Below are 24,734 nucleotides of genomic sequence, written 5' to 3' on the forward strand. Positions count from 1 at the left end.
GTGCGGCCTTTTGCCGTTGTCTCGAAACGGAGTTGGACGCGCAAATGTCGCTCCGTGTATTGCCCTGATCGGAAGGGAAGGCTAAGACGCGTCCCATCGCCTGCCACCCTTCGAGGAGCCTCGCACATGTCCAATACCGAAGCATTCTTCTCCCGCCCGCTGGCCGAATCCGATCCAGATATTTTTGGCGCGATCGAGAAGGAACTTGGCCGTCAGCGCCATGAGATCGAACTGATCGCCTCGGAAAACATCGTGTCGCGTGCCGTGCTCGAAGCCCAGGGCTCGATCATGACCAACAAGTATGCCGAGGGCTATCCGGGCAAGCGCTACTACGGCGGCTGCCAGTTCGTCGACATCGCCGAAGAACTTGCCATCGAACGCGCCAAGAAGCTGTTCGGCGTCAACTTCGCCAACGTCCAGCCCAATTCCGGTTCGCAGATGAACCAAGCCGTGTTCCTGGCGCTGCTGCAGCCGGGCGACACATTCATGGGCCTCGATCTCAACTCGGGGGGACACCTGACCCATGGCTCGCCGGTCAACATGTCCGGCAAGTGGTTCAACGTTGTGTCCTACGGCGTTCGTGAAGGCGACAACCTTCTCGATATGGATGCCGTGGCCGAGAAGGCCCGCACGACCAAGCCGAAGCTGATCATCGCCGGCGGCACGGCCTATTCCCGCACCTGGGACTGGAAGCGTTTCCGCGAGATCGCCGACGAAGTCGGCGCCTATCTCATGGTCGACATGGCGCATATCGCCGGTCTCGTTGCCGGCAACCAGCATCCGTCGCCGTTCCCGCACTGCCATGTCGCGACCACCACGACCCACAAGTCGCTGCGCGGACCGCGCGGCGGTATGATCCTTACCAATGACGAGGATCTGGCGAAGAAATTCAACTCGGCTGTCTTCCCCGGCCTGCAGGGCGGCCCGCTGATGCATGTCATCGCCGCCAAGGCGGTGGCGTTCGGCGAAGCGCTGCAGCCTGAATTCCAGGATTATGCAGCTCAGATCGTCAAGAACGCCAAGGCCCTGTCGGAAACGCTCGTGGCAGGTGGTCTCGACATCGTCTCCGGCGGTACCGACAACCACCTGATGTTGGTCGATCTGCGCAAGAAGAACGCGACCGGAAAGCGGGCCGAAGCAGCGCTTGGCCGCGGCTATATCACCTGCAACAAGAACGGCATTCCGTTCGATCCTGAAAAGCCATTCGTCACGTCCGGTATCCGCCTCGGCACGCCGGCTGGCACGACGCGCGGCTTCAAGGAAGCCGAGTTCACCGAAATCGGTAATCTGATCGTCGAACTGCTTGACGGCCTGAAGACGGCCAATTCGGACGAGGGCAATGCGGTGGTGGAAGCGGGTGTCCGCGAAAAGGTGATGACGCTCACCAATCGCTTCCCGATGTACCCGTACCTCTAAGGAAACACGATGCGCTGCCCCTATTGCGGTTCGGAAGATACCCAGGTCAAGGACTCGCGTCCGGCCGAGGATTTCACCTCCATAAGGCGGCGGCGCATTTGCCCTGACTGCGGCGGTCGCTTCACGACATTCGAGCGCGTGCAGTTGCGCGAGCTGCTGGTGTCGAAGAAGACCGGCCGCAAGGTACCTTTCGACCGCAACAAGCTGGTGCGGTCGTTCCAGATCGCGCTGCGCAAGCGGCCCGTCGATCCCGACCGCATCGAGCGCGCCGTCTCCGGCATCGTCCGGCGCCTCGAAAGCTCGGGCGAGAGCGAAATCTCCTCCGAAGAGATCGGCCTGCAGGTGCTCGAATCGCTGAAAAGCCTCGATGACGTCGCCTTCGTGCGCTACGCATCCGTTTATCGCGACTTCTCCCATGCGGAGGACTTCGAGAAAGTGATTTCCGAGATCAACGCCAAGATTGCCCGCGATCCCGGGCTGGAGTCCTGACGCCATGTCGGAGGCCGACGACCAGCGGTTCATGGCCGCAGCGCTGAGGCTGTCGCGCTGGCATGAAGGCCAGACCATGACCAATCCATCGGTCGGCTGCGTGCTCGTCAGGGATGGTGCCATTGTTGGTGCAGCGGTTACGGCCCGCGATGGCCGACCACATGCGGAAGCCCGCGCGCTCGCCGTTGCCGGCGAGAAGGCGAGGGGGGCGACCGCCTATGTGACGCTCGAACCTTGCGCCCATCACGGCAAGACCCCGCCCTGCGCCAATGCGCTCGTGGCGGCCGGTGTTTCCCGCGTTGTCGTCAGCGTCGCCGATCCCGATCCGCGCGTCTCCGGTCAGGGATTGAAGATCCTGCACGATGCGGGCATCGCGACCGAGCTTGGCCTCATGGAAGATGACGGCAAGCGCGCGCTCGCCGGTTATCTCTCCCGCCAGATCCGCCACCGCCCTTACGTCACGCTCAAGCTTGCCGTCTCGGCCGATGGAATGCTGGGACGCCGTGGCGAGGAAGTGCTGATCACCGGGCCGCTCGCCCGTGCCCAGGTGCATGTCATGCGCGCCGAAAGCGATGCGATCCTGGTTGGTATGGGAACCGTCCGTTCCGACGATCCGCAACTGACGGTCCGGCTTCCCGAGATGAGCGACAGATCGCCCGTCCGCATTATTCTAGATCGCCGTCTCGAACTGCCGCTCGACAGCCTTCTGGTGAAGTCCGCCCGCGACGTGCCTGTGATCGTCGCCTGCGTGCCGGTCTCGCAAGAGTCCGAAAAGCGCGAGAAACTTCTGGCCGCAGGTGTCGATGTGATCGAGGCAGGCGATCTCGCAGCACTTCTCGACCAGTTGGCGACACGCGGAATTTCCCTGCTGTTTGTCGAAGGCGGCGCGACGATCGGAAAGGCATTCCTTGATGCCGGCCTCGTCGACCGGATCGTGGTCTCGCAGGGACCGACGACGGTGGGTGAGGGTGGTCTTGAATCGCCTCTGTCGCCATCCGATATGCCGGAAGGGTTCAAGCTGGTTCGTCAGGATGCGTTCGGTCCCGACCGTTCCTACGATTTTCAGAAAATCGAGCAGTCATAGAGGTCGTCGATGTTTACCGGAATTGTCACCGATGTCGGAACCGTAGCGGCGACGACCCCGATGGACGAGGGCGTCAAGCTCCGTATCGCCACCAGCTACGATCCGAAGACGATCGCGATGGGTGCCTCGATCGCCCATGGCGGCGTTTGCCTGACCGTGACCAACTTGCCTGAGGACGGCAGCAATGAGCGCTGGTTCGAGGTGGAAGCCTGGGAAGAAGCGCTGCGGCTGACAACGATCGCTGGCTGGACATCCGGTACCCGCGTCAATCTGGAGCGGGCGCTGAAGATCGGCGACGAACTGGGCGGCCATATCGTCTCCGGCCATGTCGACGGCAAGGCGGAGATCCTGTCCGTGACCTCCGAAGGCGAAGCAGTCCGCATTCGCCTTCGGGCGCCGGAAAGCCTCGCCAGCTTCGTCGCGCCGAAGGGATCGGTTGCGCTCGATGGCACATCGCTGACCGTCAACTCGGTCGATGGCACCGATTTCGATGTGCTGCTGATCAGGCATACGCTGGGCGTGACCACATGGGGCGATCGCCAGGCCGGCGATTTCGTCAATTTCGAAGTGGACACGATGGCTCGTTACGCAGCAAGGCTGGCCCAGTTCCCGACAGGCTGAGGCTGACCCGACGACATGCGGAAACAGGCGGCAGCGTGCAAGCTGCGCTCCTCCTGTTCCGCCCCGATGACGTTGCAGAATAGGTATTCGCGCCCTGCAACGCAGCGTTCAGCGAAAACCACTTGCCAATCCCGGCCGGGCATGTTTTGACCGCCGACTATTCGGCTTGTCGCCCAACGCGCCGATGTAACCAAGGTGAAATCATGCCGCAAGAAAACGCACCTCACATCCTGATCGTGGAAGCACGGTTTTATGACGACATGGCGGACGCGCTGCTCGATGGCGCAACGACCGCTCTCAAGGATGCGGGTGCGACCTACGACGTGGTGACGGTTCCCGGCGCGCTCGAAATTCCGCCGGCAATCGCGATGGCGCTCGATGCCGGCGATCAGGACGGCACGTCCTATGACGGCTTTGTCGCGCTCGGCATGGTCATCCGTGGCGAAACCTACCATTTCGACATCGTCTCGAACGAATCCTCGCGCGCGCTGATGGATCTTGCGGTCTCCGAATCGCTGGCGATCGGCAACGGCATCATGACCGTCGAGAACGACGAGCAAGCCTGGGTGCGTATCAAGCGGTCCGAGAAGGACAAGGGCGGCTTTGCGGCCCGTGCCTGCCTCACCATGATCGCACTGCGCGAAAAGCTCAATGGTGGTTGATAGAATGTCCAAAGAAGGCGAGCATCCGGTCAAGCCGGCAAATCAGCGTGGCGCGGCGCGTTTGGCAGCCGTTCAGGCCCTGTATCAGATGGATGTCGGCGGCACCGGCGTTCTCGAGGTCGTGGCTGAGTACGAGACCCATCGCCTCGGCCAGGAACTCGACGGCGATACCTATCTGAAGGCGGATGCCTCCTGGTTCCGCTCGATCGTCGCCGGCGTCGTGCGCGATCAGGACAAGATCGACCCGCTGATCCGCTCGGCTCTCCAGGAAGACTGGCTGCTGTCGCGGATCGATTCGACCCTGCGCGCCATCCTGCGTGCCGGAACGTTCGAGATCGTCGAGCGCAAGGATGTCCCGGTGGCTGTCATCGTCACCGAATATGTCGAGATTGCCCGCGCGTTCTTCGAGGAAGACGAGCCGAAGGTCGTCAATGCGGTTCTCGACCGGATTGCCAAGCAAATCCGCGGCGACGCGAAGAAGTAACATCCCGGAAAGAGCATCAGATGGACGAAGCGGTCGAGCGTCAAAGAATTGACTTGAGCACCGCCCGCCGCAGCGTCTTTCTGCTCGCAGGCACCCAGGCCATCCTGGGGTCTGCCACACCTCTGACCGTGTCGATCGGCGCTCTTGCCGGCTATCAGCTTCTCGGCGACGACAAGTCGCTCGCGACAGCGCCGATCACCGCGTTCAACCTCGGCACCGCCGTCGGTGCGGTGCTGATTGCCATCGCGTCCAAGTTCCTGGGCCGCAAGGCGGCCTTCATGTCGGGCGGAATGCTCGGCGCGATCGGCGGCGGGCTTGCGGCAATCGCGCTGTTTCGTGGTGATTTCTGGCTGTTTGCCTTCGCGCTTCTGCTGGTCGGGTCCTGCGCCGGCTTCACCCAGAAGATCCGCTTCGCCGCTGCCGATATTTCTCCCAAAGCCTATAAGCCGCGAGCCATCTCCTGGATCCTCGGGGCCGGTATCGTCTCGGCGATCGTCGGACCGCAGCTCTCCATCGCCGCAAAGGATTGGCTGGCGCCGGTGACCTTCGCCGGTGCGTTCCTGATGCTGATCCCGCTCTGCCTTGCCGGTATCTGCATCATGGCCTTCCTGCGTCTTCCGACCAAGGCGGATGCGTCGCTCTCAACCCAGCAGCCGCCGGCACGGTCGCTGCGGGAAATCGTCGTGACCCAGCGGTTCATGACCGGCATGGTCTGCGGTATCTGCACCTACGCGCTGATGACCTTCGTGATGACTGGTGCGCCGCTCGCCATGGTGATCGGCTGCGGCTTTCCGACAGAACTGGCGGCGCTCGGCATCCAGTGGCATGTGCTCGCCATGTTCGGACCGAGCTTTTTCACCGGCATGCTGATCACCCGCTTCGGCGCGGAAAAAGTGGTCGCCGCCGGCCTCGTCACGCTGATGGGCTGCGCGATCGTTGCCCATATGGGCGTGGAATTGTGGAATTTCTGGCTGGCGCTGGTCCTGCTCGGGATAGGTTGGAATTTCGGTTTCATCGGCTCGACCACGATCGTCGCCTCCAGCTATCGCCCGCAGGAGGCCGACAAGGTGCAGGGGTTTCACGACATCGTCCTCTTCGGCACGGTGGCGCTGTCCTCCTTCTCCTCGGGCAAGGTGTTCGTCACCTGGGGCTGGTCATTCATCAACCTGGTGATCTGGCCGGTCGCGATCTTTTGCCTTCTTCTCATTCTGGCGCTGATGCTGCGCAGGCCCGTCGCAAAAGCCAACTGACCCGGTTCTATTACCGTCGTAGCGCTTGACGGCGGTTGTTCCTCACCGCAATCTCACCCGCGCATGGCAACAGCTGCGTTCCTTGGGAGGGGAAAGCCGTTGCTGGAGGGTGCAGAATGCCGGGGCGGCATCGGCCGCAGCCGGTCAGGGAGAGGAAAATTCGCATGACTGTAATTCTAGGTGTGATCGTCTGCGGTCTGCTGTCGATCATTTATGCTGCATGGGCCACGCGTTCCGTACTTGCCGCCGATCAAGGCAATCAGCGGATGCAGGAGATCGCCGGTTATATCCGCGAAGGCGCACAGGCCTATCTGTCTCGCCAGTATATGACCATCGCCATCGTCGGTGTGCTGGTTGCGGGTCTCACATGGTTTCTTCTGTCTGGCACGGCAGCCATCGGCTTCATCATCGGCGCCGTTCTCTCGGGCGCTGCCGGCTTCATCGGCATGCACGTCTCGGTGCGGGCCAATGTGCGCACGGCGCAGGCGGCATCCCATAGTCTGGCAGCAGGTCTCGACATTGCCTTCAAGTCTGGCGCCATCACCGGCATGCTTGTCGCGGGCCTCGCACTGCTCGGCGTGTCCATCTACTTTTTCATCCTGACAACCGTGCTCGGCCATGCGGTCGGTTCACGCGAAGTGATCGATGCCCTTGTGGCACTCGGCTTCGGCGCCTCGCTGATCTCAATCTTCGCGCGCCTTGGCGGCGGCATCTTCACCAAAGGCGCCGATGTCGGCGGCGATCTCGTCGGCAAGGTGGAAGCCGGTATTCCGGAAGACGATCCACGCAACCCGGCAACGATCGCCGACAATGTGGGCGACAATGTCGGTGACTGCGCCGGCATGGCGGCCGACCTGTTCGAGACCTACGCAGTCTCGGTCGTTGCGACCATGGTGCTCGCGGCAATCTTCTTTGCCGGCAGCGCCGTCATCGACCAGGCGATGCTCTATCCGCTGGCGATCTGCGGCACCTGCATCATCACCTCGATCGTCGGCACGTTCTTCGTCAAGCTCGGCACCAACGGCTCGATCATGGGCGCCCTCTACAAGGGACTGATCGTGACGGGGCTGCTGTCCATCGTCGGGCTTGCGATCGCGACCTCGATCACCATCGGTTGGGGCACGATCGGCACGGTTGCCGGCATGGACATCACCGGCGCCAGACTGTTTGCCTGCGGCCTCGTCGGGCTGGTCGTGACAGCGCTGATCGTTGTCATCACCGAATACTATACCGGCACCAACAAGCGGCCGGTCAATTCCATCGCCCAGGCTTCCGTCACGGGCCACGGCACCAACGTCATCCAGGGGCTGGCCGTCTCGCTGGAATCGACCGCACTGCCGGCACTCGTCATCGTTGGCGGCATCATCTCCACCTATCAGCTCGCCGGACTGTTCGGCACAGGCATTGCCGTCACCGCCATGCTCGGCCTTGCCGGCATGATCGTGGCACTCGATGCCTTCGGCCCTGTCACCGACAATGCCGGCGGCATTGCCGAAATGGCGCATCTGCCGCCGGATGTTCGCAAAGCCACGGATGCTCTGGATGCCGTCGGCAATACGACCAAGGCCGTCACCAAGGGCTACGCGATCGGCTCGGCCGGTCTCGGCGCACTGGTGCTGTTTGCGGCCTATGCCAACGATCTCCAGTACTTCGTGGCAAACGCCGATAAATATCCGTACTTCCAGGGGGTAGGCCAGATCTCGTTCAGCCTGTCGAATCCGTATGTGGTGGCGGGCCTGCTGTTTGGCGGTCTCATCCCGTATCTGTTCGGCGGCATCGCCATGACGGCGGTCGGCAAGGCGGCAAGCTCGATCGTCGAGGAAGTTCGCCGGCAGTTCCGCGAAAAGCCCGGCATCATGCAGGGAACGGAAAAGCCCGACTACGGCCGCGCGGTCGATATCCTGACCAAGGCTGCGATTCGCGAAATGATCGTGCCGTCGCTGCTCCCGGTTCTCGCGCCGATCTTCGTCTATTTCGGCGTGCTTCTCGTCTCGGGCGGTGACAAGGCATCTGCCTTTGCAGCGCTCGGCGCCTCGCTTCTCGGCGTCATCATCAACGGCCTGTTCGTCGCGATCTCGATGACCTCGGGCGGCGGCGCCTGGGACAATGCCAAGAAAAGCTTCGAGGACGGTTTCGTCGATAAGGACGGCACCCGCCACATGAAGGGATCCGATGCCCACAAGGCTTCGGTGACAGGCGATACGGTCGGCGATCCCTACAAGGATACGGCAGGCCCTGCCGTCAATCCGGCGATCAAGATCACCAACATCGTCGCCCTTCTGCTGCTGGCGGTTCTCGCCCACTAGAACCAGGTCTCACACAGACAAAAGAAAGCCCGCGGTACCATTGGTATCGCGGGCTTTTTGATATTCGGAAATGCGCTTGTTAGTTGCCCATGCTCTGCAGCATGTTGCGGATCTGGCCGGCACCGCCGCTTGCTGCTCCGGAACCACCCGACAGAAGCTGCTGCAGGAAGGTAAGGTCGCGGCCGCCGGTTGGCGTCGTGCGCGAGATCGTGTCGAACACCTTGCCGTCCTGAAGTGCGTAGTTGGCGCGCTGTGCGACCACGCCGTTCTTGTCGAAATAGATGGCAAGCACGCTCTGCTCGACGATCTGCGGCTTCATGAAGGCTGCCCGACGGTGGCGCTTCTGGGAAATGTAATAGAACACTTCCGTATCGAAGGTCGCGGTCGTCGACGGTGTACCCATGGTCAGGATCACCTGCTCGCGGCTTGAACCGACAGGGATCAGGTTCAGCGACTGCTGGTCAACGACATAGCCGTTGTACATCGTGTCGCCGATTTCCATGGATGTGCAGCCGGAAACTGCAATCGATGCAACGACAAGGGCCGCCGCCGTTTTGCTCAACGCTTTCATTTCGTATCCGAAAACCCGCTTCTTCAACGGTATCCCCCACATGTCGATGTGCCGGCGGAAGCCGGTTACTCTGCTGCTCATACCATTGTGGCTATTCCGGGGACAGCTGACTGCCGCTTCCGGATAGCCGAACCGAAGCCCGCCGATGGCGAATGCATTGCAATTCGTGCCTGCTTCGGTAAACCAGCTTTCGTTTGCATGCAACATCGCCAGCTTCGACCATGACGCAAACATGAAGGCAAATGCAGGAAACACGATGATATTCGGCCTGTTCAAAAAGAAAAACAGCAATCAGACCATAGTCAACCGGCAATACTACGCCCTGACGTCGGCAGCGCGCATCCCCGTCTTCTACGAGGATTTCGGCGTACCCGACACCGTGATGGGCCGGTTTGAAATGCTGTCCATCGTGATGATCCTGTTTTTTCGCCGGACCGCGAAGTCGGGGGCGAGCGGGCAGGAACTGGCGCAGGAGATCGTCGATGCCTTCTTTCAGGATATCGACCATTCGATTCGCGAGCTCGGCATCGGCGACCAGGGGGTTCCGAAGCGGATGAAGAAGCTCGCGGGCATGTTCTATGGTCGGCTCGAAACCTATGCCGCAGCTCTCGACAGCGGCGACGAGACCGCGCTTGCCGCAGCGCTGCACCGTAATATCCATCCTAAAGCCACCGATATACAAGACATGAGCGCACTTGCGCACTGGATGACAACCACCGAAACCGCTATGTCAGCGGTCTCGGAAGATACGATTTCCCGTGGGCTGCTGGTCGTGCCGCAGCCGGTCCGGGAAGGCGAGGAACAATGAAACGCGATCAAGAACCCAGCAAGGCCAAAGGCGGCAAGCCTCCGTTCTCCTATCCTGTGAAGGTCGGAAACATTTCGGCCAATCCCGTCACTGTCACTGTTGAAGCCGATGAAAACGAGCTGAAGGGCTTGGCCGTTCTCTGGGACGTCGTATCGGTCAATTCGTTGAAGGCGGAAATCTACATTGCCCGCTGGAAGAAGGACGGCGTGCGCCTCAAGGGCCACGTCAAGGCCGCTGTCACCCAGGCTTGCGTGGTGACGCTTGATCCTGTGTCGTCGACCATTTCAGAGGATTTCGATCAGGTCTTTGTGCCTGAGGGATCCAAGCTTGCGCGCGTCGTCACTGCCGAAAGCGCCGAGATGGTGGTCGATCCTGATGGTCCGGACCTGCCGGAAATGTTTGTCGGCGATACGATCGATGCGGGCGAGGTCGTTGCCGAGTTCGTGGCACTGGCGATAGACCCTTATCCGCGCAGGCCGGGCATCGATTTCAAGGACCATATCGAGAGCGACCCGAACGATCCGGCGACCAAACCCAATCCGTTTGCCGCGCTCAAGGATTGGAAAAAAGACTGAGACCGGTTGTAAGCAGAAACAAAACCTATATTTTGGCCACGATTTCGCCGGCAGGGCGGCGCATGAGCGTGCCCACTGAAGAAGCAAAAGTCGGCGCAGGCATTCGTTGCAGGCGCGTGCGGCCGGTTAAAACAAGGATCAGGGACGCGTGATCAGAATTTCGATTGACGCCATGGGTGGCGACTTTGGCCCCGAGGTTGTCATGGCGGGCGCCGCGAAGGCGCTCGAACGCCATCCCGACGTCAGTTTCCTCCTCTACGGACTGAAAGCCGAATGCGAGCCGTGGCTTGCACGCTATCCGAAATTGCGCGAACGGTCCGTGTTCCATGCGTGTGAACTGGCCGTTGCCATGGACGAGAAGCCGAGTGCGGCGCTACGCCGTGGTCGCTATGTCTCGACCATGTGGCGTTCCATCGAAGCCGTGAAGCTTGGCGAAGCTGATGTCGTTGTGTCCGCCGGCAATACCGGTGCGCTGATGGCAATGTCAAAATTCTGTCTTCGCACGTTGGCGAGTATCGAACGCCCCGCAATCGCAGGCATCTGGCCGACGCTGAAGGGCGAAAGCATCGTTCTCGATATCGGCGCGACGATTGGCGCTGACAGCCAGCAGCTGCTCGATTTCGCCCTGATGGGCGGCGCTATGGCGCGGGCCCTGTTTGAAGTCGATTGCCCCACCGTCGGGCTTCTCAATGTGGGTGTCGAAGAGGTCAAGGGGCAGGAAGAGGTGAAGGAAGCCGGTCGGCTTATCCGCGAAGCCAACCTGCCGCATCTCTCCTATCACGGCTTCGTCGAGGGCGACGACATCGGCAGGGGCACTGTCGACGTTGTGGTGACCGAAGGCTTTACCGGCAATATCGCTCTGAAGACCGCTGAGGGAACTGCGCGCCAGATCGCCACGCTTTTGCGCGAATCCATGTCGCGCACGCTGCTTGCCCGGATCGGCTACCTTCTCGCCAAGCCAGCATTCGATCGCTTGCGCGAGAAGATGGACCCGAACAAGGTCAATGGCGGCGTCTTTCTCGGCCTCAACGGTATTGTGATCAAGAGCCACGGTAGCGCCAACGCCGAAGGCATCGCAGCCGCGATCGCAGTCGGCTACGACATGGCGCGAAACGACCTCAACGCCAAAATTTCGCAGGATTTGAAGATTTATCATGCCAGACGCCTGCCGCCGGCCGGCCCTGAAGCCGCATGACGTTAGGATGTGATTTGACTATGATTCGATCAGTTGTTCGTGGTTACGGGGCAGCGCTCCCGAAACGGGTCGTCACCAATCGCGAGCTGGAGACGATGGTCGACACGTCGGACGAGTGGATCGTCCAGCGCACCGGCATCACCCAGCGCTACATCGCCGGCGACGACGAAACGACGGCATCGCTCGGTGAGAAGGCAGCTCGGGCCGCGCTCGATAATGCCGGCCTGACACCTGACGACATCGATCTGGTCCTTCTGGCGACTTCGACGCCGAACAACACCTTTCCCGCGACCGCCGTCGAGATCCAGAACCGGCTCGGCATGAAGCACGGCTATGCCTTCGACATGCAGGCGGTCTGCAGCGGCTTCGTTTACGCGATGACCACGGCGGACCTCCACCTGCGTGGCGGGCTTGCCAAGCGCGCGCTGGTGATCGGCGCCGAAACCTTTTCCCGCATTCTGGACTGGAACGACCGCACCACCTGCGTGCTGTTCGGCGATGGCGCCGGCGCCGTTGTGCTGGAGGCTCAGGAAGGCGAGGGCACGATTGCCGACCGCGGTATCCTGACGGCGCATCTGCGCTCGGACGGATCCCACAAGGACAAGCTCTACGTCGATGGCGGCCCATCGACGACCGGCACGGTCGGGCACCTGAAGATGGAAGGCCGTGAGGTCTTCAAGCATGCGGTGGCCATGATCACCGACGTGATCGAGGACGCATTCGAGGCGACCGGCACGACTGCCGAGGATATCGACTGGCTGGTACCGCACCAGGCCAACCGTCGTATCATTGATGGATCTGCCAAGAAGCTCAACATTCCCACCGAGAAAGTTGTCGTCACCGTCGACATTCACGGCAACACGTCCGCGGCATCGATCCCGCTTGCGCTTTCAGTTGCCTGTGCCGACGGTCGCATCAAGAAGGGCGATCTTGTGATGCTGGAAGCCATGGGTGGTGGCTTCACCTGGGGGGCCGTCCTGATCCGCTGGTGATGCCGGCTGAAAACCTGAGCCATATTATGAAATAATCAATGCCGAACAGATGCTTGGCCCGGGGGCGCTTGACCGTGGGGCACAACCAAAATACTGTTTGCGGGCTTTGATAATATCACATTAAATCAGGCGGGGGACCATGGCCGGCAAGACAGTCACACGCGCGGATCTGGCGGAATCGGTTTTTCGCAAGGTTGGCCTCTCTCGCACGGAATCGGCGGAACTCGTCGAAACGGTAATCGACGAAATCTGCAACGCCATCGTTCGCGGCGAAATGGTCAAGCTTTCGTCGTTTGCAACATTTCAGGTGCGCGCCAAGAACGAGCGCATCGGTCGCAATCCGAAGACAGGCGAGGAAGTGCCGATCTCACCCCGCCGGGTGATGACCTTCAAGGCATCCAATGTTTTGAAGCAACGCATCCTCAAGGCGCACACATTGCGCAAGGTCAAGCAGAAGCCGGCAAGCCCTGCGAGCTGACACGCCCGTTTTGCACGCTGGCACCCCTGCCAAAACACCAATCTTGTGAACACACTTGAATCTTTCGGTGCAAGCCGTTGAGAAATGTGCGATTCGACGCATAATCCTCGTCCAGCCTTTCGTGCTGACCCCTTTCGCGCCGCACGGCCGTTCGATCCCTGGAGATTGACACTTGGACAAGAGCCCGGACGCATTCCGCACCATCAGCGAAGTCGCTGACGATCTCGACCTGCCGCAACACGTGCTGCGCTTCTGGGAAACGCGGTTTCCGCAAATCAAGCCGATGAAGCGGGGAGGCGGCCGTCGCTACTACCGCCCGGAGGACGTGGATCTGTTGAAGGGGATACGTCACCTTCTCTACGACCACGGATACACGATCAAGGGCGTTCAGAAGCTCCTGAAGACGAATGGCAACAAGTTCGTCTCAGCAATCGCATCGGGTGATATCGCCACGATGGAAGCCATCATGGCGGCCAACAGCGAGAAGAATGCCGAGCCGAAAATTTCCACCCAGGAAGAAGATCAGGTCGTCGGGCGCCCGAAGGTAAAGCCGAGCGGCCGGTTCTTCGGTTTCGGCGGTGCCGGGGAGGACCAGTTGGAAGTCTCGGTTGGAAAATCGAGTGTCGGCAAGGAAGACCGTGCCTTGCTGCAGGAGGCACTGTTTGACCTTCTGGAATGCAAGCGCCTGCTGGACCAGGTTCGTTGATCCGATACCTGCTTACATGAACTCACTGTAAATTTACCGTTCACCTCTGGTTCAAACGCGAAGGTACAACATTTACCTACGAGGAAACACAAGAGGAGATGCAAACGTGAAAAAACTCGCAATCATTGTCGTCTCGGCCATGACGGCACTGACGAGCATGGTACCGGCACACGCCTTCCCTGTCGTCAACGCACCGAAGACCATCGAAGCGCCGCAGAGCGTTGATCAGGTCCAGCAGGTTCAGTGGCGGCATCGTGATCGTTGGGAAGGTCGTCGCTACTATCGTCACCATCGCGACTACCGCCGCGGCGACTATTATCGCGGTCGACACTACCGTGGCCACAATTCGGGTGCGATCATCGGCGGTCTTGCTGCCGGCGCTCTGATTGGCGGTGCCATTGCATCCCAGCCGCGCTACGCCGAGCCGCGTTACGTGCAGCCACGTCGTTACGTGAACGCCAATAGCGCGCACGTCAACTGGTGCGCCAACCGCTACCGGTCCTACAGGGCTTACGACAATACGTTCCAGCCCTATAACGGCCCGCGCCAGCTGTGCTACTCGCCCTACTGATAGGGTAGTCGCCAAGGCGTCCTGACAGGCCGGCCCCAGACAATGGGGCCGGCTTTCTCGTTGAAGCAAGACCTTCGATCAAGGATCCACTGAAAGCCGATTTTTTCCTTGCGCGGTGAAGATCATGTCAGTATGGAATGCATGCTTCACGCGACGCCGGTCCGCCGGCTCGAAGCGATGTGGCGGAATGTAGCGCAGCCCGGTAGCGCACTTGACTGGGGGTCAAGGGGTCGTCGGTTCGAATCCGGCCATTCCGACCATTCTTCCTTCGGCGACAGGCTCCCCCAGAGCCGCTTTGACATGAGCTCGCCATGGGTGAACTCGTCTCTCGTCACGCCAACCTGTTGCGACGTCACTCACCAGAACCTGTGAACGAATGATGGATCATCCCGAACCGCGTTCGACTTATCTGACTACAATTTGCATTTGGCTGGAACGTCAGTGTTCCCGACGCGTTGTCAGATAGGAAAACAAAGGAGAATGTGATGTTGAAGGGTGTTGTACTTTGGGCGATGGGCGTTCCGATCCTTGTAATCGTGCTGCTCTACGCATTCGTATTCTAAAGTTCTGGATCTCTGGCGGTAACGGCCAGCGCATTTCGATCTAAAAGGGTCAGCTCCGAGACACGAGCTGACCCTTTTTCATTTTGGCGGCTGTTGTCGAGATATAGCTCTAGGCAAAAAAAGGCCCCGCACTCGCGGGGCCTTTTCGGTGAGTCTCAGATTTCCGGGCAACCAGGGCGATTGGCGAAGGTGATCCGGTCGGGGCCCCGACGGGTCATGCCCTGGACGGTGATGCTGCGGCGAGTGGCGCGGACGATCTCCGTCTGACGGAAGCCTTCGTCGCGAGCGGCGGCGCGTGCTTCGCCAGGGCTGCAGCCCATGCGGCGATCGCGTCTGTCGTAATCGCGATCCCTGTCGCGGATCACCGGGCGCACGCCGTCAGGTCCGATGCGCAGCTGTACGTCCTGGGCCGATGCCGGGGCAGTGGCCGCACCAAGGGTGCAGACGGACAAGGCCAAGGCCAGGCCTGCCTTTGCGAAAACATTGATCATTGTATCCTCCGTGTATGGAGCCGTGGCAGGGCCTGCGGCGCAAGATATTCACGGGGATGTAACTGATTTGTGAGTGGTAAAGTTCCGCCTGCGATCAATCAGCAAGTATAGGCGTAGCAGACGTGATAGTAGTTCGCGTTAGCGAAAACGCGCTGTCCGGCTCGCATTCATTAGAAGCTCCTGCTCGGAAGCAAACGACCCCAGGAGCTGCAGAAGACGGTTTTCCTCGTCCTTGTCGAGACGGTAACGGCGGGCGAAGTCAGTTACGCTCCACACCTTCTTCATTCCGGACTGCTGAAGATCGACGGGTGTAATATGCGACATTGTGCCCCCTCGCAGATATTGGAGGATGGTATCCTCCAATATCTAGTGCATATAAAAACGACGTTAAATAGAGAAACTTCTTAAGCTCGGTTTGCGCGGAGAAACTACTTTTCCTCGACCTTGACGCCATCCTGGCCGATGCTGAATTCTACGCCCTTTGGCTTGGTTTCTTCGCGGTAGACATAGAACCCCAGACCGACGACCAGAACAACGAGAGCGCCGATGATGAAGTACAGATTATTGGAACGCGTCATAAATTTCCCCGACTATGCAATTCTGGCCGAGAAACGCCTATGAGCTCAATATGTTCCAGCGAGTTTCAGATTTTTTTCAATCGTCGTTTGCGGCGTTGAGATCTTCGGGACGCATGCCCTCTTCCTGACCGTCTTGCTTCAGTCTCACACCCGGTCCCATTCCGGATCCGCCGTCGCCGGCTGCCAGGAATATAACGCCCCTTGTCTCGAAGAATGCCCTCAGTCTCTCACTGATGGTTGGGTCGGGCAGGGCGTCATGGGCCTCCGCGTTGTCGAATTCGACGGCGGACAGGCCCGAAGCGGCGCAAAGCGCGTCTTTCGAGATGCCGGTGAGTGCGCGCGCTGCGCGAATTTGTGATGCGGTCAACATACGAGAAATCTGGCGCAAGGCGACCCAATGTCAAGGACTTGCGCTTGAGGCAACAACTCAGGCCTGTAACGGCGGCGTCGCGGCAGTGGTGTTGCGCTGATAGCGGTTTTCCAGAGCGACGCAGGCCCAGAGAATGCCGAGCGAGAGATAGAAGTGCCGCCAGTGGTCCGTGTCGATGACGTTTCCGATCATCGCATGTCCCAGGATCAGGACCCATGCAATCATCAGAAAAGGCTGCCACGGCCTCTCGCGCAGCATATAGCGGAAACCCATCCACAGGCTGGACCAGATCATGATCTGATACGTCACCGCACCCACCCAGCCATAGGTCGTGAGTGTCTTCAGCCAGATATTGTGCTCGTCTTCGCCGAAGATTTTTCCAAGCGCCATCGGTCCCATACCGAGCGGTCGCTCCATCGCCATCAGGAAGCCGATCTTATGCCGCTCGAAGCGACCAAGCCGCGCGCCGTCGTAATCCTGCACCAGTTTCGCACGATTGGAAAACAGATCGGCGATCTGCGGGATCTGCAAAGCGATCGCAAGGGCGAGCACGAGAGCCACGCCGGCACAAATCGAGATGACCAGGATCTTCAGGCGGAATGCCGTCGTGCGCTCCTTGAGGAGCATCAGGACGATCAGTGCGATGGCGCCGAACAGCAGGAGGCCCCAGGCCGCGCGTGAAAACGACAGGAAGATGCCGATCGCCAGCACCAGCATGCCGAGGATGAGAAGGGGGGTACGGATGACCGGGCCGGTCAGCATGCGGTAAAGGAGATAGAGGAGCGGGCCGACCAGATAGGGGCCGAACACGTTGGGGTCCTGAAAGGCGCCCATGGCGCGGTTATAGCGGGTAAAGACATGGGCCCCGGGAAACGCGTCGAAATAGCCGAGGATGCCGAGAGTGGCCGTGATGATGGCGGCCGCCACCCAGGCATGAAAGATGATCTTCAGCCGCCGATGGTCGTTCTCTATGACCGCTGCAAAGAACACGGCGGTGAGCGCGAGAAAGATCGAGACCGCATAATACATACCGGCGCCGGACGAATCCTTCATTACGAAGATGGAAAACAGGCCGCTGATGTTGAAGATCAGCAGCATCGCCATGAGCATCGCGACCGTCCGCGAGATCCTGAGCCCAAACAGGAACCAGAGGCCGATCTGGGCCACCATCATCAGTTCGTAAGGGGCAGGCTCCGACATGACGAAGCCGGACAGAAAGACGCCAAAGGCCAGCATGCCGTTTGCCACGAGGGCGACGACGGCCAGCTGGACGTTGAACGGCCGGGTCTCATGTGCGGCCAGCGTCGTCAATATGCATTGTCCGTGTTGAGAAGCCGGATCGGCGTCAGGAACAGGATCTTGAGATCGAACAGGATCGACCAGTTCTCGATATAGTCGAGATCGTGGGCGGTGCGGGCACGGATCTTTTCGTCGCTGTCCAACTCGCCGCGCAGTCCGTTGATCTGCGCCCAGCCAGTCACGCCGGGTTTCACGCGGTGGCGGGCGAAGTAGCCTTCGACGACGTCCACATATCTGCGTTCGCCAGTCTGGGCACTGACCGCATGCGGACGGGGACCAACGAGAGACAGCTCTCCTTTCAGCACGTTGAACAGCTGCGGTAGCTCGTCGATCGAGGACTTGCGCAGAAACCGGCCGACGGGCGTGACCCGCGGATCGCCCTTGGTCACGGCCCTGATCGCGGTCTGGTCGCTCATGCTCGTGTACATCGAGCGGAATTTGAGAACGTTGATGATCTCATTGTTGAAGCCGTGGCGCTTTTGGCGAAACAGCATCGGCCCTTTCGAGCTGAGCTTCACGGCAATGCCGGCAGCCAGCATGACGGGCCAGAGGCAGGCGATCGCGAACACGGCAAAGACGATATCGAAGATGCGCTTTGCGACCGAATCCCAGTCGCGGATCGGCTTGTCGAAAATATCGAACATCGGAACGGTGCCGACGTGACTATAGGCCCGTGGGCGGAAGCGCAGGCGGTTCGCATGCGCCGCGAGCCGGATATCGACCGGCAGAACCCAGAGTTTGCGCAGAAGCTGCAGGATACGCTGCTCGGCGCTGGCAGGAAGCGCGATGATGAGCATGTCGATACGGGCAAGGCGCGAGAATTCCACAAGCTCGGCAAAGGTACCGAGCTTCGGGTAGCCGGCAACGACGGTCGGCGAGCGGTCGCTGTTGCGGTCGTCGAAGATGCCGCAGATGCGGATGTCGTTATCCGACTGGCGTTCCAAAGCGCGCACCAGTTGCTTGGCAGGTTCGCCGCCGCCGACAATTACGGCGCGGCGTTCCATCACGCCGTTGCGCGCCCAGTGGCGGATGCCAAGCGCGATCGCCTGCCGCTCGGCGGCAAGGACGACGCAGCTGACGGAGAACCAGACGATGAGACCGGTCACGGGCACCCAACCGCCCGCGGCAAAGCTGAGCGCGAGATTGGTCAGGACAAAACCGAAGGCCCATGTGATGAGGACCCGCTTCAAGGTCCTGTTGGCGGACCTCAGGGAGGGGATCTGATAGGTGTCGGCAATCTGCAGAAGCAGAAGCGTGATGGCAGAACCGAAGGTGATGATGACCAGGCGGGAAAGCGACATCTCGGTCGCGCCGTAGATCAGGTCGACGATGAGGCCGACAATCAGGATCGCGGCAAATTCGGTAAGCCGGATCAGTCCGACCAGCAGGGATGGCGAATAGCTGGTTTCGCGGAACTGCTGGGCGATCTGGCGTGCGAAGGGATTGAGGACCGCGCCCGCTTCCTTCTCCTCGCTCGCACGCATCTCGGAGACCTTGCGGCGAAGGCTTTCGACGTCGAATTCATCGGGCTTGTTCAGCGGGCTCATGCCAGGATCCTCGACTCAGCTGCCGCGAAGGCGCAGAAGTAGTCTCAGTCCAGTAGCAAAAAGAAGCTAAAGAAGCCTTTAGCTGTACCTGCGGTCCGGGATTTGGCCGAGTAGATCCTGGTACAAGTGAAGCATGTCGTCCGCCATAACGGAGGCGGAAAACACTGCCTTAAAATCGGACGGCTTCGGCATGACGCGGTCATGCCACTCCGGTGTCTGCAGTGCCTGCGTCATCACGTCGGAAAGGCTTGTGGCGTCGCCGGGGACGGCAAGGGCCGCACTTTTCACTCCCAGCACTTCGGGAATGCCGCCGACACGCGATGCGATGACAGGCTTCCCGGCGGCGAGCGCTTCCAGCACGATATAGGGCATCGCTTCCGCCCGCGACGGAACGACGACGAAATTTGTGAGGGCAAACGCCTTGCGGGCGGGCATGGCCGGCATCATCGTCAGCCGGCGGCCAAGGCCACGTTCGGAAATCATGGCTTCGTAGCGCTCACGGTCCGGACCGTCGCCGACCATCAGCGCCGAGAGAGGCCGCCCGACCGCGCGTTCCGTTCGGGCAAAGGCGTCGATGAAGACATCCGGTCCCTTCAGGTCGCGCAGCATGCCGATATAGAGAAAGTCGACCGCGGAAATGACCGCCGGTACCGGCTCGAACTCGGCCTCGCCAATTCCGTTATAGATCACACGCGCGGTCTTGAGCGGTTTTCCGACCTTTTCCTCGTAGGTGCGGCGCTCGTAATCGCAGACAAAGACCAGGGCATCGCCGAAGCGTTCCTGGAACCGTTCGAGCTGCAGCACGACCTTGCCCGAAAGACTGGACCGGTCGAAATGCAGACTGCCGCCGTGCGGCGAATAGAGGCGGGCCACGCAATACCTGTTAACCCGCAAGGCTGAGCCGATCAATCGCGCCAGAACGCCGCCCTTGGCGCCGTGTCCGTGCAATATGTCCGGCCGCAAGCTCTTGATATGCTTGTAGCTTCTGTAGAGTGCCGCAAGATCGGAAGGAGCGATCGAACGGCGCATCGGAATTCGTGTCAGGCCAAGCGAAAGCTGCGGCCGGATCGTGTCGAACAACCTGTCCTCGTGCTCGCCACCGGTCGAGCTGTCGCAGAGGATGCCGACCTCGTGGCCGGCAGCCCGGTGTTCTTCCACCAGATCGCGCACATGGCGGAAGATCCCGCCGACGGGCGACCTGAAACAATGGAGGATGCGCAAGGGAGGGGCCTCAGCCGACATGATGATGTCAGAACAGCCGCTCGCGGACGTAAACCGTGTCGCCAGCGAGGACCTGTGAGGAAATCGTCGTACGGCCCGTCATGACCTCGCCGTTGATCTTGCGTGTGACGTCAACGTCGCGCTGGTTTCCGCGGGAGGTAAAGCCTCCGGCGATTGCGATGGCATTCTGTGCCGTCATGCCGGGAACGTAGGAATACTGGCCGGGTCGTCCGACTTCGCCCATGACGAAAACCGGGCGGTAACGATCCATTTCGATCGTCACGTCGGGATCGCGCAGATAGCCCTGCTTGAGCTTGGCGGCGATTGCACCCTCGAGCGTCGGCATGGTCTGGCCCCGGGCCGTGATCTGACCGATCAGCGGGAAGGCGATATAGCCGGCCTGATCGACGGTATAGGTGTTGGAAAGGCTCGGCTGTTCGAAGACGCTGACACGTAGCCGATCGCCGCTGTCCAGCCGGTAAGGCTGGATCGTCGCTTCCTGAAAGCTTTTGGGAGCCGGCTTGTATGAGGCGCAGCCCGACAGCGTCATCCCAACGGCTGCCGCCGCAAGAGCCAGAACGGTTTTGGCGCGCTGGTTGCGCGTCGGATTTTTCTTGTCTTGGGCGAATAGCATGTTCGCGTCCCAGGCTCGGGGTGGTGGTTCGACGATTTCGAGCCTGTTATCGATCCATTAGGGTTAATGCCCGGTAAAGAGAGGCACGACGACCATCGGAAATAATGCCTGCAAGATCAGAGTCCGGTTTTTCTTCGAAGCCGCGGCTCATTAACTGTAGCGTTACCATGATAATTTACTGTCCGCCCAAATAGACCAGTTTGGAGCGGGCAATGTCTGGCGTAAACGGCGGCCATCAGGATGTGGATATCGACCTCAGGCAGGTCATCGCGGCCGTCTGGGAACGCAAGGCGAAGATCCTCGCCGTGACGATCGCGGCGGGCGCGCTGGCGCTGGTCGGCGCCTCGCTGATTAAACCCAGCTACAAGGCCGAAACCAGGCTGCTGATCGAATCGCGATCGCCGAACCTCTCCGGCGGGGAAGGGGCAGGCAGTTCCAACGATCCGGTTCTCGACACGCTCAACATCACCAGCCAGGCCCAGCTGCTGCAATCGACCGATCTCATCAAGCGGGTTGCGCGCGATCTGAAGCTTTCCGATCGCCCGGAATTCGACCCGGCTGGACAGTCGGCACTGCCGGACCTTCTGGTGATGGTCGGCCTGAAGCAGGATCCGATGGCGATCGATCCGGAAGACCGGGTCATCCAGAAGTTCCGCGAAAAGCTGTCGGTCTATCCGGTCGAGGGCTCGCGCGTCATCGCCGTCGAATTTGCCTCGCATGATCCGAAGCTCGCGGCTGATGTGCCGAACCGGATGGCCGAAGCCTATCTTGAGATCCAGAGTGGCTCGAAGGTGGACACCCATGCCGAAACCGCCCGCTGGTTGGAGCCGGAAATCGCCAACCTGACGACCCGCGTCAACGATGCCGAAAAGAAGGTGGCGGACTACCGCTCCTCGAACGGCCTTTTCCAGACCAGCGAAGCCAACAGTTTTTCCAGCAAGCAGTTGAACGATATATCGACCGAACTTGCCCGCGTTCGCGCCGATCTCGCCAATGCCGAGGCCCGTTCGGAAAACGTCCGCGCTGGTTTGAGAGCCGGCCGCGCTTCGGACACGCTGGCGGACGTCGCGGGATCGCAGGTCATCCAGCGCCTGAAGGAAACCCAGACCAATTTGCAGGCGCAGATCAATGATCTCTCGACATCCCTGCTCGACAACCATCCGCGGCTTCGGGGACTTCGCGCGCAGCTCAGCGGCATCAATCAGCAGATCGAGCGTGAAACCCAGAAGATCCTGGCAAGCCTCGACAACGAGAGAGAGATTGCACGGCTCCGCGAGCGTCAGCTGACGCAGCAGATGAATGGCTTGAAGGCTGATTCGGCCAAGGCCGGTGAAGAGGAAGTCGGACTGCGGGCGCTGGAACGCGAAGCGTCCGCCCAGCGCCAGCTGCTCGAAACCTATCTCGTGCGCTACCGCGAGGCGACGTCGCGCCGCGACGCCAATTCAAGCCCTGCGGATGCCCGGATCGTGTCGAGCGCGGTCGAACCGTCGGAACCCTTCTTTCCGAAGGTCATTCCGATCGTCATCGTGGCGACGCTTGCGACACTGATCGTCAGCTGCCTGGTCGTCATCATCGCCGAACTGTTCAGCGGACGGGCGCTCCGCCCTCTCAATCGCCGTCGCGAGGACGATTTCCTGCTGACACCACACGAGGTCGCAACGCCTGCGGTCGAACCGGCCCCGGCCGAGCCCGAACCGACCCCTGCCGGCGCTTTGGTTGCAACAACACCCGCCGCAGCTCCGGTTGCGGCAGAAACTGTTACAGATCGGCCAAAGCGCGAACACAGGCTGTTCGCGGCGGCAAAGGAAATGCTGGCTGCCTCCCGCAAGGATGCCGCTGCCGCGAAGGGCGCGGAAGTTGACCAGAAGCAGGAGGCTTCGGTCGCTGCCGAGCCACCGGCCGAAGAAATTGCCGTCACGACGCCGGCGAACGACGGGGAGGAGGAATCCTTCACGATCGCGTCCGTTGCCCGCTACCTCCAGCGCCGTGCGGTGCCGATCGGCCTGGTCGTGTCGCCCGGTGGCGATGCAGGCTCGACGGCGACCGTGATGTTGGCCCGTGAAATTTCGGAGCGCGGTCGCACCGTCGCCCTGATCGACATGACCGGCTCGGCTTGCCCGACACGGCTGATGGCGCAGGACGTCAAGCTTGCCGGCATCACCGATCTGCTGTGCGGCGAGGTTGCGTTCGGGGAAGCCATCCATCCGGACCGTCTCTCGGATGCGCATATCATCCCGTTCGGTTCTGCCGATCCGGTTCGCGCCATGCGGGGCGCAGACCGGCTGCCGATGGTCGTCGACGCACTCGCAGACGCCTATGATCTGGTTCTGATCGAATGCGGCCCGGCGGAAGCGCCGATGTTGTCGCGACTGACCCGCAACGAAAAGGCGGAGGTCATTCTCTCCGTGCCTGAGTTCAAGGAAGAGGATGTCGCAAAGATCGTCCAGGACTTCCAAGGCGAGGGAATTCGCAACCTGCTGGTAATGTCTGACGCCAATGACCGCAGTTCGTCGCGCAAGGCTGGACGACAGGTGGCGTGAGCCACACCGCATGAACCACGATCTACAAGGCGGCTTTCAGGCCGCCTTGTTCGTTTTGGCGGCCCGCAGTTTCTGCAAAAGAGTGTAAAGGCGCGGGTTGTGCTTCACCGCAGCCTTCGCCCTTGTTGCCAGAACCATCAGCGGTTTGAGGACGGACCCCTTCGGGGTGATGGCGATCAGAATATCGTGCAGCACGGTTTCCTGGCTGCACCAGCTGCGCTTGTAGGGCTGGTCGCCCACGCCGAAATCGAACAGTGCCGCGCCTTCGCGGCAGCTTTTCTCGATCATCAGCCAGAACAGCAACTCGCCGGGGCTTGCCTCGGGGCAGATGCTGTCGTCGATGGAGCTGAACTGGCAGATCACATGGTCGCCCTTGCGCGACACGCCGGCGATAGCCACGACATGTCCCTCGTGCTCACCCCGCATGCGGATCGCGTGAAGGGTGAGCGACGTGTCTGTCCCATCAGTCGGCGCGTCCATCAGGCGATGGAAGAAGTCACGGATCTCAGATGCGTGAAAGACATCGGGCAGGCCAAACATCTTCAGCCGCGCCGCCTTCTGTCGAAAGAACGTGTCGAGCAGCGCGTGCTTTTCGTCCGCGTCCAGCGCGATCACATGGTCATAGCCGCCGGCAGCTTCGATCTTGCGGCTCTGCGAGCGGAATTTCTTGCGGCGAGTCTTGGCGTTGAGCTGTGCCAGCGTCGTCTCGAAATTCGGAAAAAGCGGCAGCTGAAACGAATGGTTCTGGTTCTCGGTCGTCGCAAGCGCACTCAGCGGATGCCGACTGCCGCGCCAGGAGAGCGGCACGCAATCGAGCACCATGAGATCGGCGTAAGGAGAAAGCGCCGTGCGCAGCATGTGCAGGAACGGCTTCAGCTCGGCAGCGGAAGCCACCTCGAGTGCCGGATCGAACAGGCCGGTATTGAGATTGTTGTAATGGTTGCCGGGGAGGCGGGCGACGCGGATGCTTTTTTCAAGCACGATATCGAGCGGCAGGATAAACACGGCGCGACCGTCGATGCGACCGACGACGACTGCAAGCGTGCGACCTTGGGATTTCGCCCAGGCTTCGCACCAGTCGAAACCCTGATGCAGCGAATTGAGCTTGATCGCCTGCAGACGGTGCCAGTCGGACTTCAGATCCGCCATGTCCGTCGTGACTGCCATTTCGATCTGCGCGAAACGCAACGGGACAGTCTCACGGGAAGGCGATCCCGATGTCCCTGCCGGCGCAAGCTCTTCAATCAGTCTCGAGGTTTGCATGACGCGCTCCGCTGTCTTTC

General features: G+C 60.7%; 26 protein-coding genes and 1 tRNA gene. 17 read left to right on the plus strand and 10 right to left on the minus strand.

The genetic code is table 11. The features are described 5' to 3' along the window. Positions 1-126: 126 nt before the first annotated feature. The 8 genes from glyA to G6K99_RS05850 all read left to right on the plus strand — a co-directional run bounded on the left by glyA (position 127) and on the right by G6K99_RS05850 (position 8,312). Positions 127-1,416: a serine hydroxymethyltransferase gene (gene glyA / locus G6K99_RS05815; protein ID WP_062453282.1), complete on the plus strand. Its 1,290-nt coding sequence runs from the start codon at positions 127-129 to the stop codon at positions 1,414-1,416. Positions 1,417-1,425: 9 nt separating this feature from the next. Next, positions 1,426-1,905: a transcriptional regulator NrdR gene (gene nrdR / locus G6K99_RS05820; RefSeq protein WP_062453281.1), complete on the plus strand. Its 480-nt coding sequence runs from the start codon at positions 1,426-1,428 to the stop codon at positions 1,903-1,905. 4 nt (positions 1,906-1,909) lie between these two features. Continuing rightward, the gene (gene ribD, locus G6K99_RS05825; protein ID WP_174195961.1) at positions 1,910-2,989 is read left to right on the plus strand and encodes a bifunctional diaminohydroxyphosphoribosylaminopyrimidine deaminase/5-amino-6-(5-phosphoribosylamino)uracil reductase RibD; all 1,080 of its coding nucleotides are present in this window, start codon (positions 1,910-1,912) and stop codon (positions 2,987-2,989) included. Positions 2,990-2,998: 9 nt separating this feature from the next. Beyond that, complete coding sequence (locus tag G6K99_RS05830) at positions 2,999-3,610, plus strand: riboflavin synthase (RefSeq protein WP_174195962.1); 612 nt, start codon at positions 2,999-3,001, stop codon at positions 3,608-3,610. A gap of 203 nt (positions 3,611-3,813) precedes the next feature. After that, positions 3,814-4,272: a 6,7-dimethyl-8-ribityllumazine synthase gene (gene ribH, locus G6K99_RS05835; RefSeq protein WP_062579948.1), complete on the plus strand. Its 459-nt coding sequence runs from the start codon at positions 3,814-3,816 to the stop codon at positions 4,270-4,272. 4 nt (positions 4,273-4,276) lie between these two features. Further along, a complete protein-coding gene (gene nusB / locus G6K99_RS05840) occupies positions 4,277-4,756 on the plus strand; it encodes a transcription antitermination factor NusB (RefSeq protein ID WP_162728352.1) in 480 nt (159 codons plus the stop codon). A 20-nt stretch (positions 4,757-4,776) separates the two neighbouring features. Further along, a complete protein-coding gene (locus G6K99_RS05845) occupies positions 4,777-6,006 on the plus strand; it encodes an MFS transporter (protein WP_062579950.1) in 1,230 nt (409 codons plus the stop codon). A 164-nt stretch (positions 6,007-6,170) separates the two neighbouring features. After that, the gene (locus G6K99_RS05850) at positions 6,171-8,312 is read left to right on the plus strand and encodes a sodium-translocating pyrophosphatase (protein WP_062453275.1); all 2,142 of its coding nucleotides are present in this window, start codon (positions 6,171-6,173) and stop codon (positions 8,310-8,312) included. 79 nt (positions 8,313-8,391) lie between these two features. Here G6K99_RS05850 and G6K99_RS05855 read toward each other — a convergent pair whose 3' ends face one another. Beyond that, positions 8,392-8,916, minus strand: a complete 525-nt coding sequence (locus G6K99_RS05855; RefSeq protein ID WP_062454732.1) for an outer membrane protein assembly factor BamE — start codon at positions 8,914-8,916, stop codon at positions 8,392-8,394. A gap of 223 nt (positions 8,917-9,139) precedes the next feature. Here G6K99_RS05855 and G6K99_RS05860 point away from each other — a divergent pair, with 223 nt between their 5' ends. The 8 genes from G6K99_RS05860 to G6K99_RS05895 all read left to right on the plus strand — a co-directional run bounded on the left by G6K99_RS05860 (position 9,140) and on the right by G6K99_RS05895 (position 14,468). Beyond that, complete coding sequence (locus G6K99_RS05860) at positions 9,140-9,691, plus strand: ubiquinol-cytochrome C chaperone family protein (RefSeq protein WP_113167296.1); 552 nt, start codon at positions 9,140-9,142, stop codon at positions 9,689-9,691. Beyond that, complete coding sequence (locus G6K99_RS05865) at positions 9,688-10,266, plus strand: DUF177 domain-containing protein (RefSeq protein WP_062579955.1); 579 nt, start codon at positions 9,688-9,690, stop codon at positions 10,264-10,266. The genes G6K99_RS05860 and G6K99_RS05865 overlap by 4 nt, the downstream gene beginning before the upstream one ends. A 148-nt stretch (positions 10,267-10,414) precedes the next feature. Beyond that, positions 10,415-11,461: a phosphate acyltransferase PlsX gene (gene plsX, locus G6K99_RS05870; RefSeq protein WP_062453272.1), complete on the plus strand. Its 1,047-nt coding sequence runs from the start codon at positions 10,415-10,417 to the stop codon at positions 11,459-11,461. A 20-nt stretch (positions 11,462-11,481) separates the two neighbouring features. Beyond that, positions 11,482-12,453, plus strand: coding sequence for a beta-ketoacyl-ACP synthase III (locus G6K99_RS05875; protein ID WP_062453271.1), 972 nt, complete (start codon positions 11,482-11,484; stop codon positions 12,451-12,453). Positions 12,454-12,592: 139 nt separating this feature from the next. Continuing rightward, positions 12,593-12,931: an integration host factor subunit alpha gene (locus tag G6K99_RS05880; protein WP_062453270.1), complete on the plus strand. Its 339-nt coding sequence runs from the start codon at positions 12,593-12,595 to the stop codon at positions 12,929-12,931. 172 nt (positions 12,932-13,103) lie between these two features. Continuing rightward, a complete protein-coding gene (locus G6K99_RS05885) occupies positions 13,104-13,637 on the plus strand; it encodes a MerR family transcriptional regulator (RefSeq protein ID WP_062453269.1) in 534 nt (177 codons plus the stop codon). 106 nt (positions 13,638-13,743) lie between these two features. Beyond that, the gene (locus G6K99_RS05890) at positions 13,744-14,208 is read left to right on the plus strand and encodes a BA14K family protein (RefSeq protein WP_062579958.1); all 465 of its coding nucleotides are present in this window, start codon (positions 13,744-13,746) and stop codon (positions 14,206-14,208) included. Positions 14,209-14,391: 183 nt separating this feature from the next. Beyond that, a tRNA-Pro gene (locus tag G6K99_RS05895) sits at positions 14,392-14,468 on the plus strand. A gap of 458 nt (positions 14,469-14,926) precedes the next feature. Here the strand turns inward: G6K99_RS05895 and G6K99_RS05900 are convergent. From G6K99_RS05900 to G6K99_RS05935, 8 genes are all read right to left on the minus strand, one after another. Further along, a complete protein-coding gene (locus tag G6K99_RS05900) occupies positions 14,927-15,262 on the minus strand; it encodes a hypothetical protein (protein WP_062579960.1) in 336 nt (111 codons plus the stop codon). A gap of 138 nt (positions 15,263-15,400) precedes the next feature. Beyond that, positions 15,401-15,586, minus strand: a complete 186-nt coding sequence (locus G6K99_RS05905; RefSeq protein ID WP_062453266.1) for a hypothetical protein — start codon at positions 15,584-15,586, stop codon at positions 15,401-15,403. A 104-nt stretch (positions 15,587-15,690) separates the two neighbouring features. Beyond that, on the minus strand, positions 15,691-15,840 hold the full coding sequence (locus tag G6K99_RS05910) for a hypothetical protein (protein ID WP_092661949.1): 150 nt from the start codon (positions 15,838-15,840) through the stop codon (positions 15,691-15,693). A 76-nt stretch (positions 15,841-15,916) separates the two neighbouring features. Beyond that, on the minus strand, positions 15,917-16,210 hold the full coding sequence (locus G6K99_RS05915; protein WP_174195963.1) for a DNA-binding protein: 294 nt from the start codon (positions 16,208-16,210) through the stop codon (positions 15,917-15,919). 57 nt (positions 16,211-16,267) lie between these two features. Further along, positions 16,268-17,521, minus strand: a complete 1,254-nt coding sequence (locus G6K99_RS05920) for an O-antigen ligase (RefSeq protein WP_244631362.1) — start codon at positions 17,519-17,521, stop codon at positions 16,268-16,270. After that, positions 17,518-19,056, minus strand: a complete 1,539-nt coding sequence (locus tag G6K99_RS05925; RefSeq protein WP_062453263.1) for an undecaprenyl-phosphate glucose phosphotransferase — start codon at positions 19,054-19,056, stop codon at positions 17,518-17,520. Before G6K99_RS05925 ends, G6K99_RS05920 begins: the two co-directional genes overlap by 4 nt. 78 nt (positions 19,057-19,134) lie before the next feature. After that, positions 19,135-20,298 carry a glycosyltransferase family 4 protein gene (locus tag G6K99_RS05930; protein WP_092661951.1) on the minus strand — a complete coding sequence of 388 codons (1,164 nt, stop codon included), beginning with the start codon at positions 20,296-20,298 and terminating at the stop codon, positions 19,135-19,137. 7 nt (positions 20,299-20,305) lie between these two features. Then, positions 20,306-20,827 (minus strand): polysaccharide biosynthesis/export family protein, encoded by a 522-nt coding sequence (locus G6K99_RS05935; protein ID WP_113111264.1) that lies wholly within the window; start codon positions 20,825-20,827, stop codon positions 20,306-20,308. A gap of 296 nt (positions 20,828-21,123) precedes the next feature. On the opposite strand from G6K99_RS05935, the gene G6K99_RS05940 reads away from it, so the two are divergent. Then, on the plus strand, positions 21,124-23,451 hold the full coding sequence (locus tag G6K99_RS05940; protein ID WP_174195965.1) for an exopolysaccharide transport family protein: 2,328 nt from the start codon (positions 21,124-21,126) through the stop codon (positions 23,449-23,451). Between the two features lie 36 nt (positions 23,452-23,487). On the opposite strand, the gene G6K99_RS05945 is transcribed toward G6K99_RS05940, so the two are convergent. Beyond that, positions 23,488-24,714 (minus strand): GNAT family N-acetyltransferase, encoded by a 1,227-nt coding sequence (locus G6K99_RS05945; RefSeq protein WP_174195966.1) that lies wholly within the window; start codon positions 24,712-24,714, stop codon positions 23,488-23,490. Between the last annotated feature and the right edge of the window lie 20 nt (positions 24,715-24,734).

Origin of the sequence: Neorhizobium sp. AL 9.2.2, from assembly GCF_013317225.1 — a bacterium.
Classification (GTDB): domain Bacteria; phylum Pseudomonadota; class Alphaproteobacteria; order Rhizobiales; family Rhizobiaceae; genus Neorhizobium; species Neorhizobium soli.

Excerpts from the sequence above, each read along its gene's own strand:
- glyA (WP_062453282.1), top strand. The coding sequence starts at position 127 with ATGTCCAATACCGAAGCATTCTTCTCCCGCCCGCTGGCCGAATCCGAT.
- nrdR (WP_062453281.1), top strand. The coding sequence starts at position 1,426 with ATGCGCTGCCCCTATTGCGGTTCGGAAGATACCCAGGTCAAGGACTCG.
- ribD (WP_174195961.1), top strand. The coding sequence starts at position 1,910 with ATGTCGGAGGCCGACGACCAGCGGTTCATGGCCGCAGCGCTGAGGCTG.
- G6K99_RS05830 (WP_174195962.1), top strand. The coding sequence starts at position 2,999 with ATGTTTACCGGAATTGTCACCGATGTCGGAACCGTAGCGGCGACGACC.
- ribH (WP_062579948.1), top strand. The coding sequence starts at position 3,814 with ATGCCGCAAGAAAACGCACCTCACATCCTGATCGTGGAAGCACGGTTT.
- nusB (WP_162728352.1), top strand. The coding sequence starts at position 4,277 with ATGTCCAAAGAAGGCGAGCATCCGGTCAAGCCGGCAAATCAGCGTGGC.
- G6K99_RS05845 (WP_062579950.1), top strand. The coding sequence starts at position 4,777 with ATGGACGAAGCGGTCGAGCGTCAAAGAATTGACTTGAGCACCGCCCGC.
- G6K99_RS05850 (WP_062453275.1), top strand. The coding sequence starts at position 6,171 with ATGACTGTAATTCTAGGTGTGATCGTCTGCGGTCTGCTGTCGATCATT.
- G6K99_RS05860 (WP_113167296.1), top strand. The coding sequence starts at position 9,140 with ATGATATTCGGCCTGTTCAAAAAGAAAAACAGCAATCAGACCATAGTC.
- G6K99_RS05865 (WP_062579955.1), top strand. The coding sequence starts at position 9,688 with ATGAAACGCGATCAAGAACCCAGCAAGGCCAAAGGCGGCAAGCCTCCG.
- G6K99_RS05875 (WP_062453271.1), top strand. The coding sequence starts at position 11,482 with ATGATTCGATCAGTTGTTCGTGGTTACGGGGCAGCGCTCCCGAAACGG.
- G6K99_RS05880 (WP_062453270.1), top strand. The coding sequence starts at position 12,593 with ATGGCCGGCAAGACAGTCACACGCGCGGATCTGGCGGAATCGGTTTTT.
- G6K99_RS05900 (WP_062579960.1), bottom strand. The coding sequence starts at position 15,262 with ATGATCAATGTTTTCGCAAAGGCAGGCCTGGCCTTGGCCTTGTCCGTC.
- G6K99_RS05905 (WP_062453266.1), bottom strand. The coding sequence starts at position 15,586 with ATGTCGCATATTACACCCGTCGATCTTCAGCAGTCCGGAATGAAGAAG.
- G6K99_RS05910 (WP_092661949.1), bottom strand. The coding sequence starts at position 15,840 with ATGACGCGTTCCAATAATCTGTACTTCATCATCGGCGCTCTCGTTGTT.
- G6K99_RS05915 (WP_174195963.1), bottom strand. The coding sequence starts at position 16,210 with ATGTTGACCGCATCACAAATTCGCGCAGCGCGCGCACTCACCGGCATC.
- G6K99_RS05925 (WP_062453263.1), bottom strand. The coding sequence starts at position 19,056 with ATGAGCCCGCTGAACAAGCCCGATGAATTCGACGTCGAAAGCCTTCGC.
- G6K99_RS05930 (WP_092661951.1), bottom strand. The coding sequence starts at position 20,298 with ATGTCGGCTGAGGCCCCTCCCTTGCGCATCCTCCATTGTTTCAGGTCG.
- G6K99_RS05935 (WP_113111264.1), bottom strand. The coding sequence starts at position 20,827 with ATGACGCTGTCGGGCTGCGCCTCATACAAGCCGGCTCCCAAAAGCTTT.
- G6K99_RS05940 (WP_174195965.1), top strand. The coding sequence starts at position 21,124 with ATGTCTGGCGTAAACGGCGGCCATCAGGATGTGGATATCGACCTCAGG.
- G6K99_RS05945 (WP_174195966.1), bottom strand. The coding sequence starts at position 24,714 with ATGCAAACCTCGAGACTGATTGAAGAGCTTGCGCCGGCAGGGACATCG.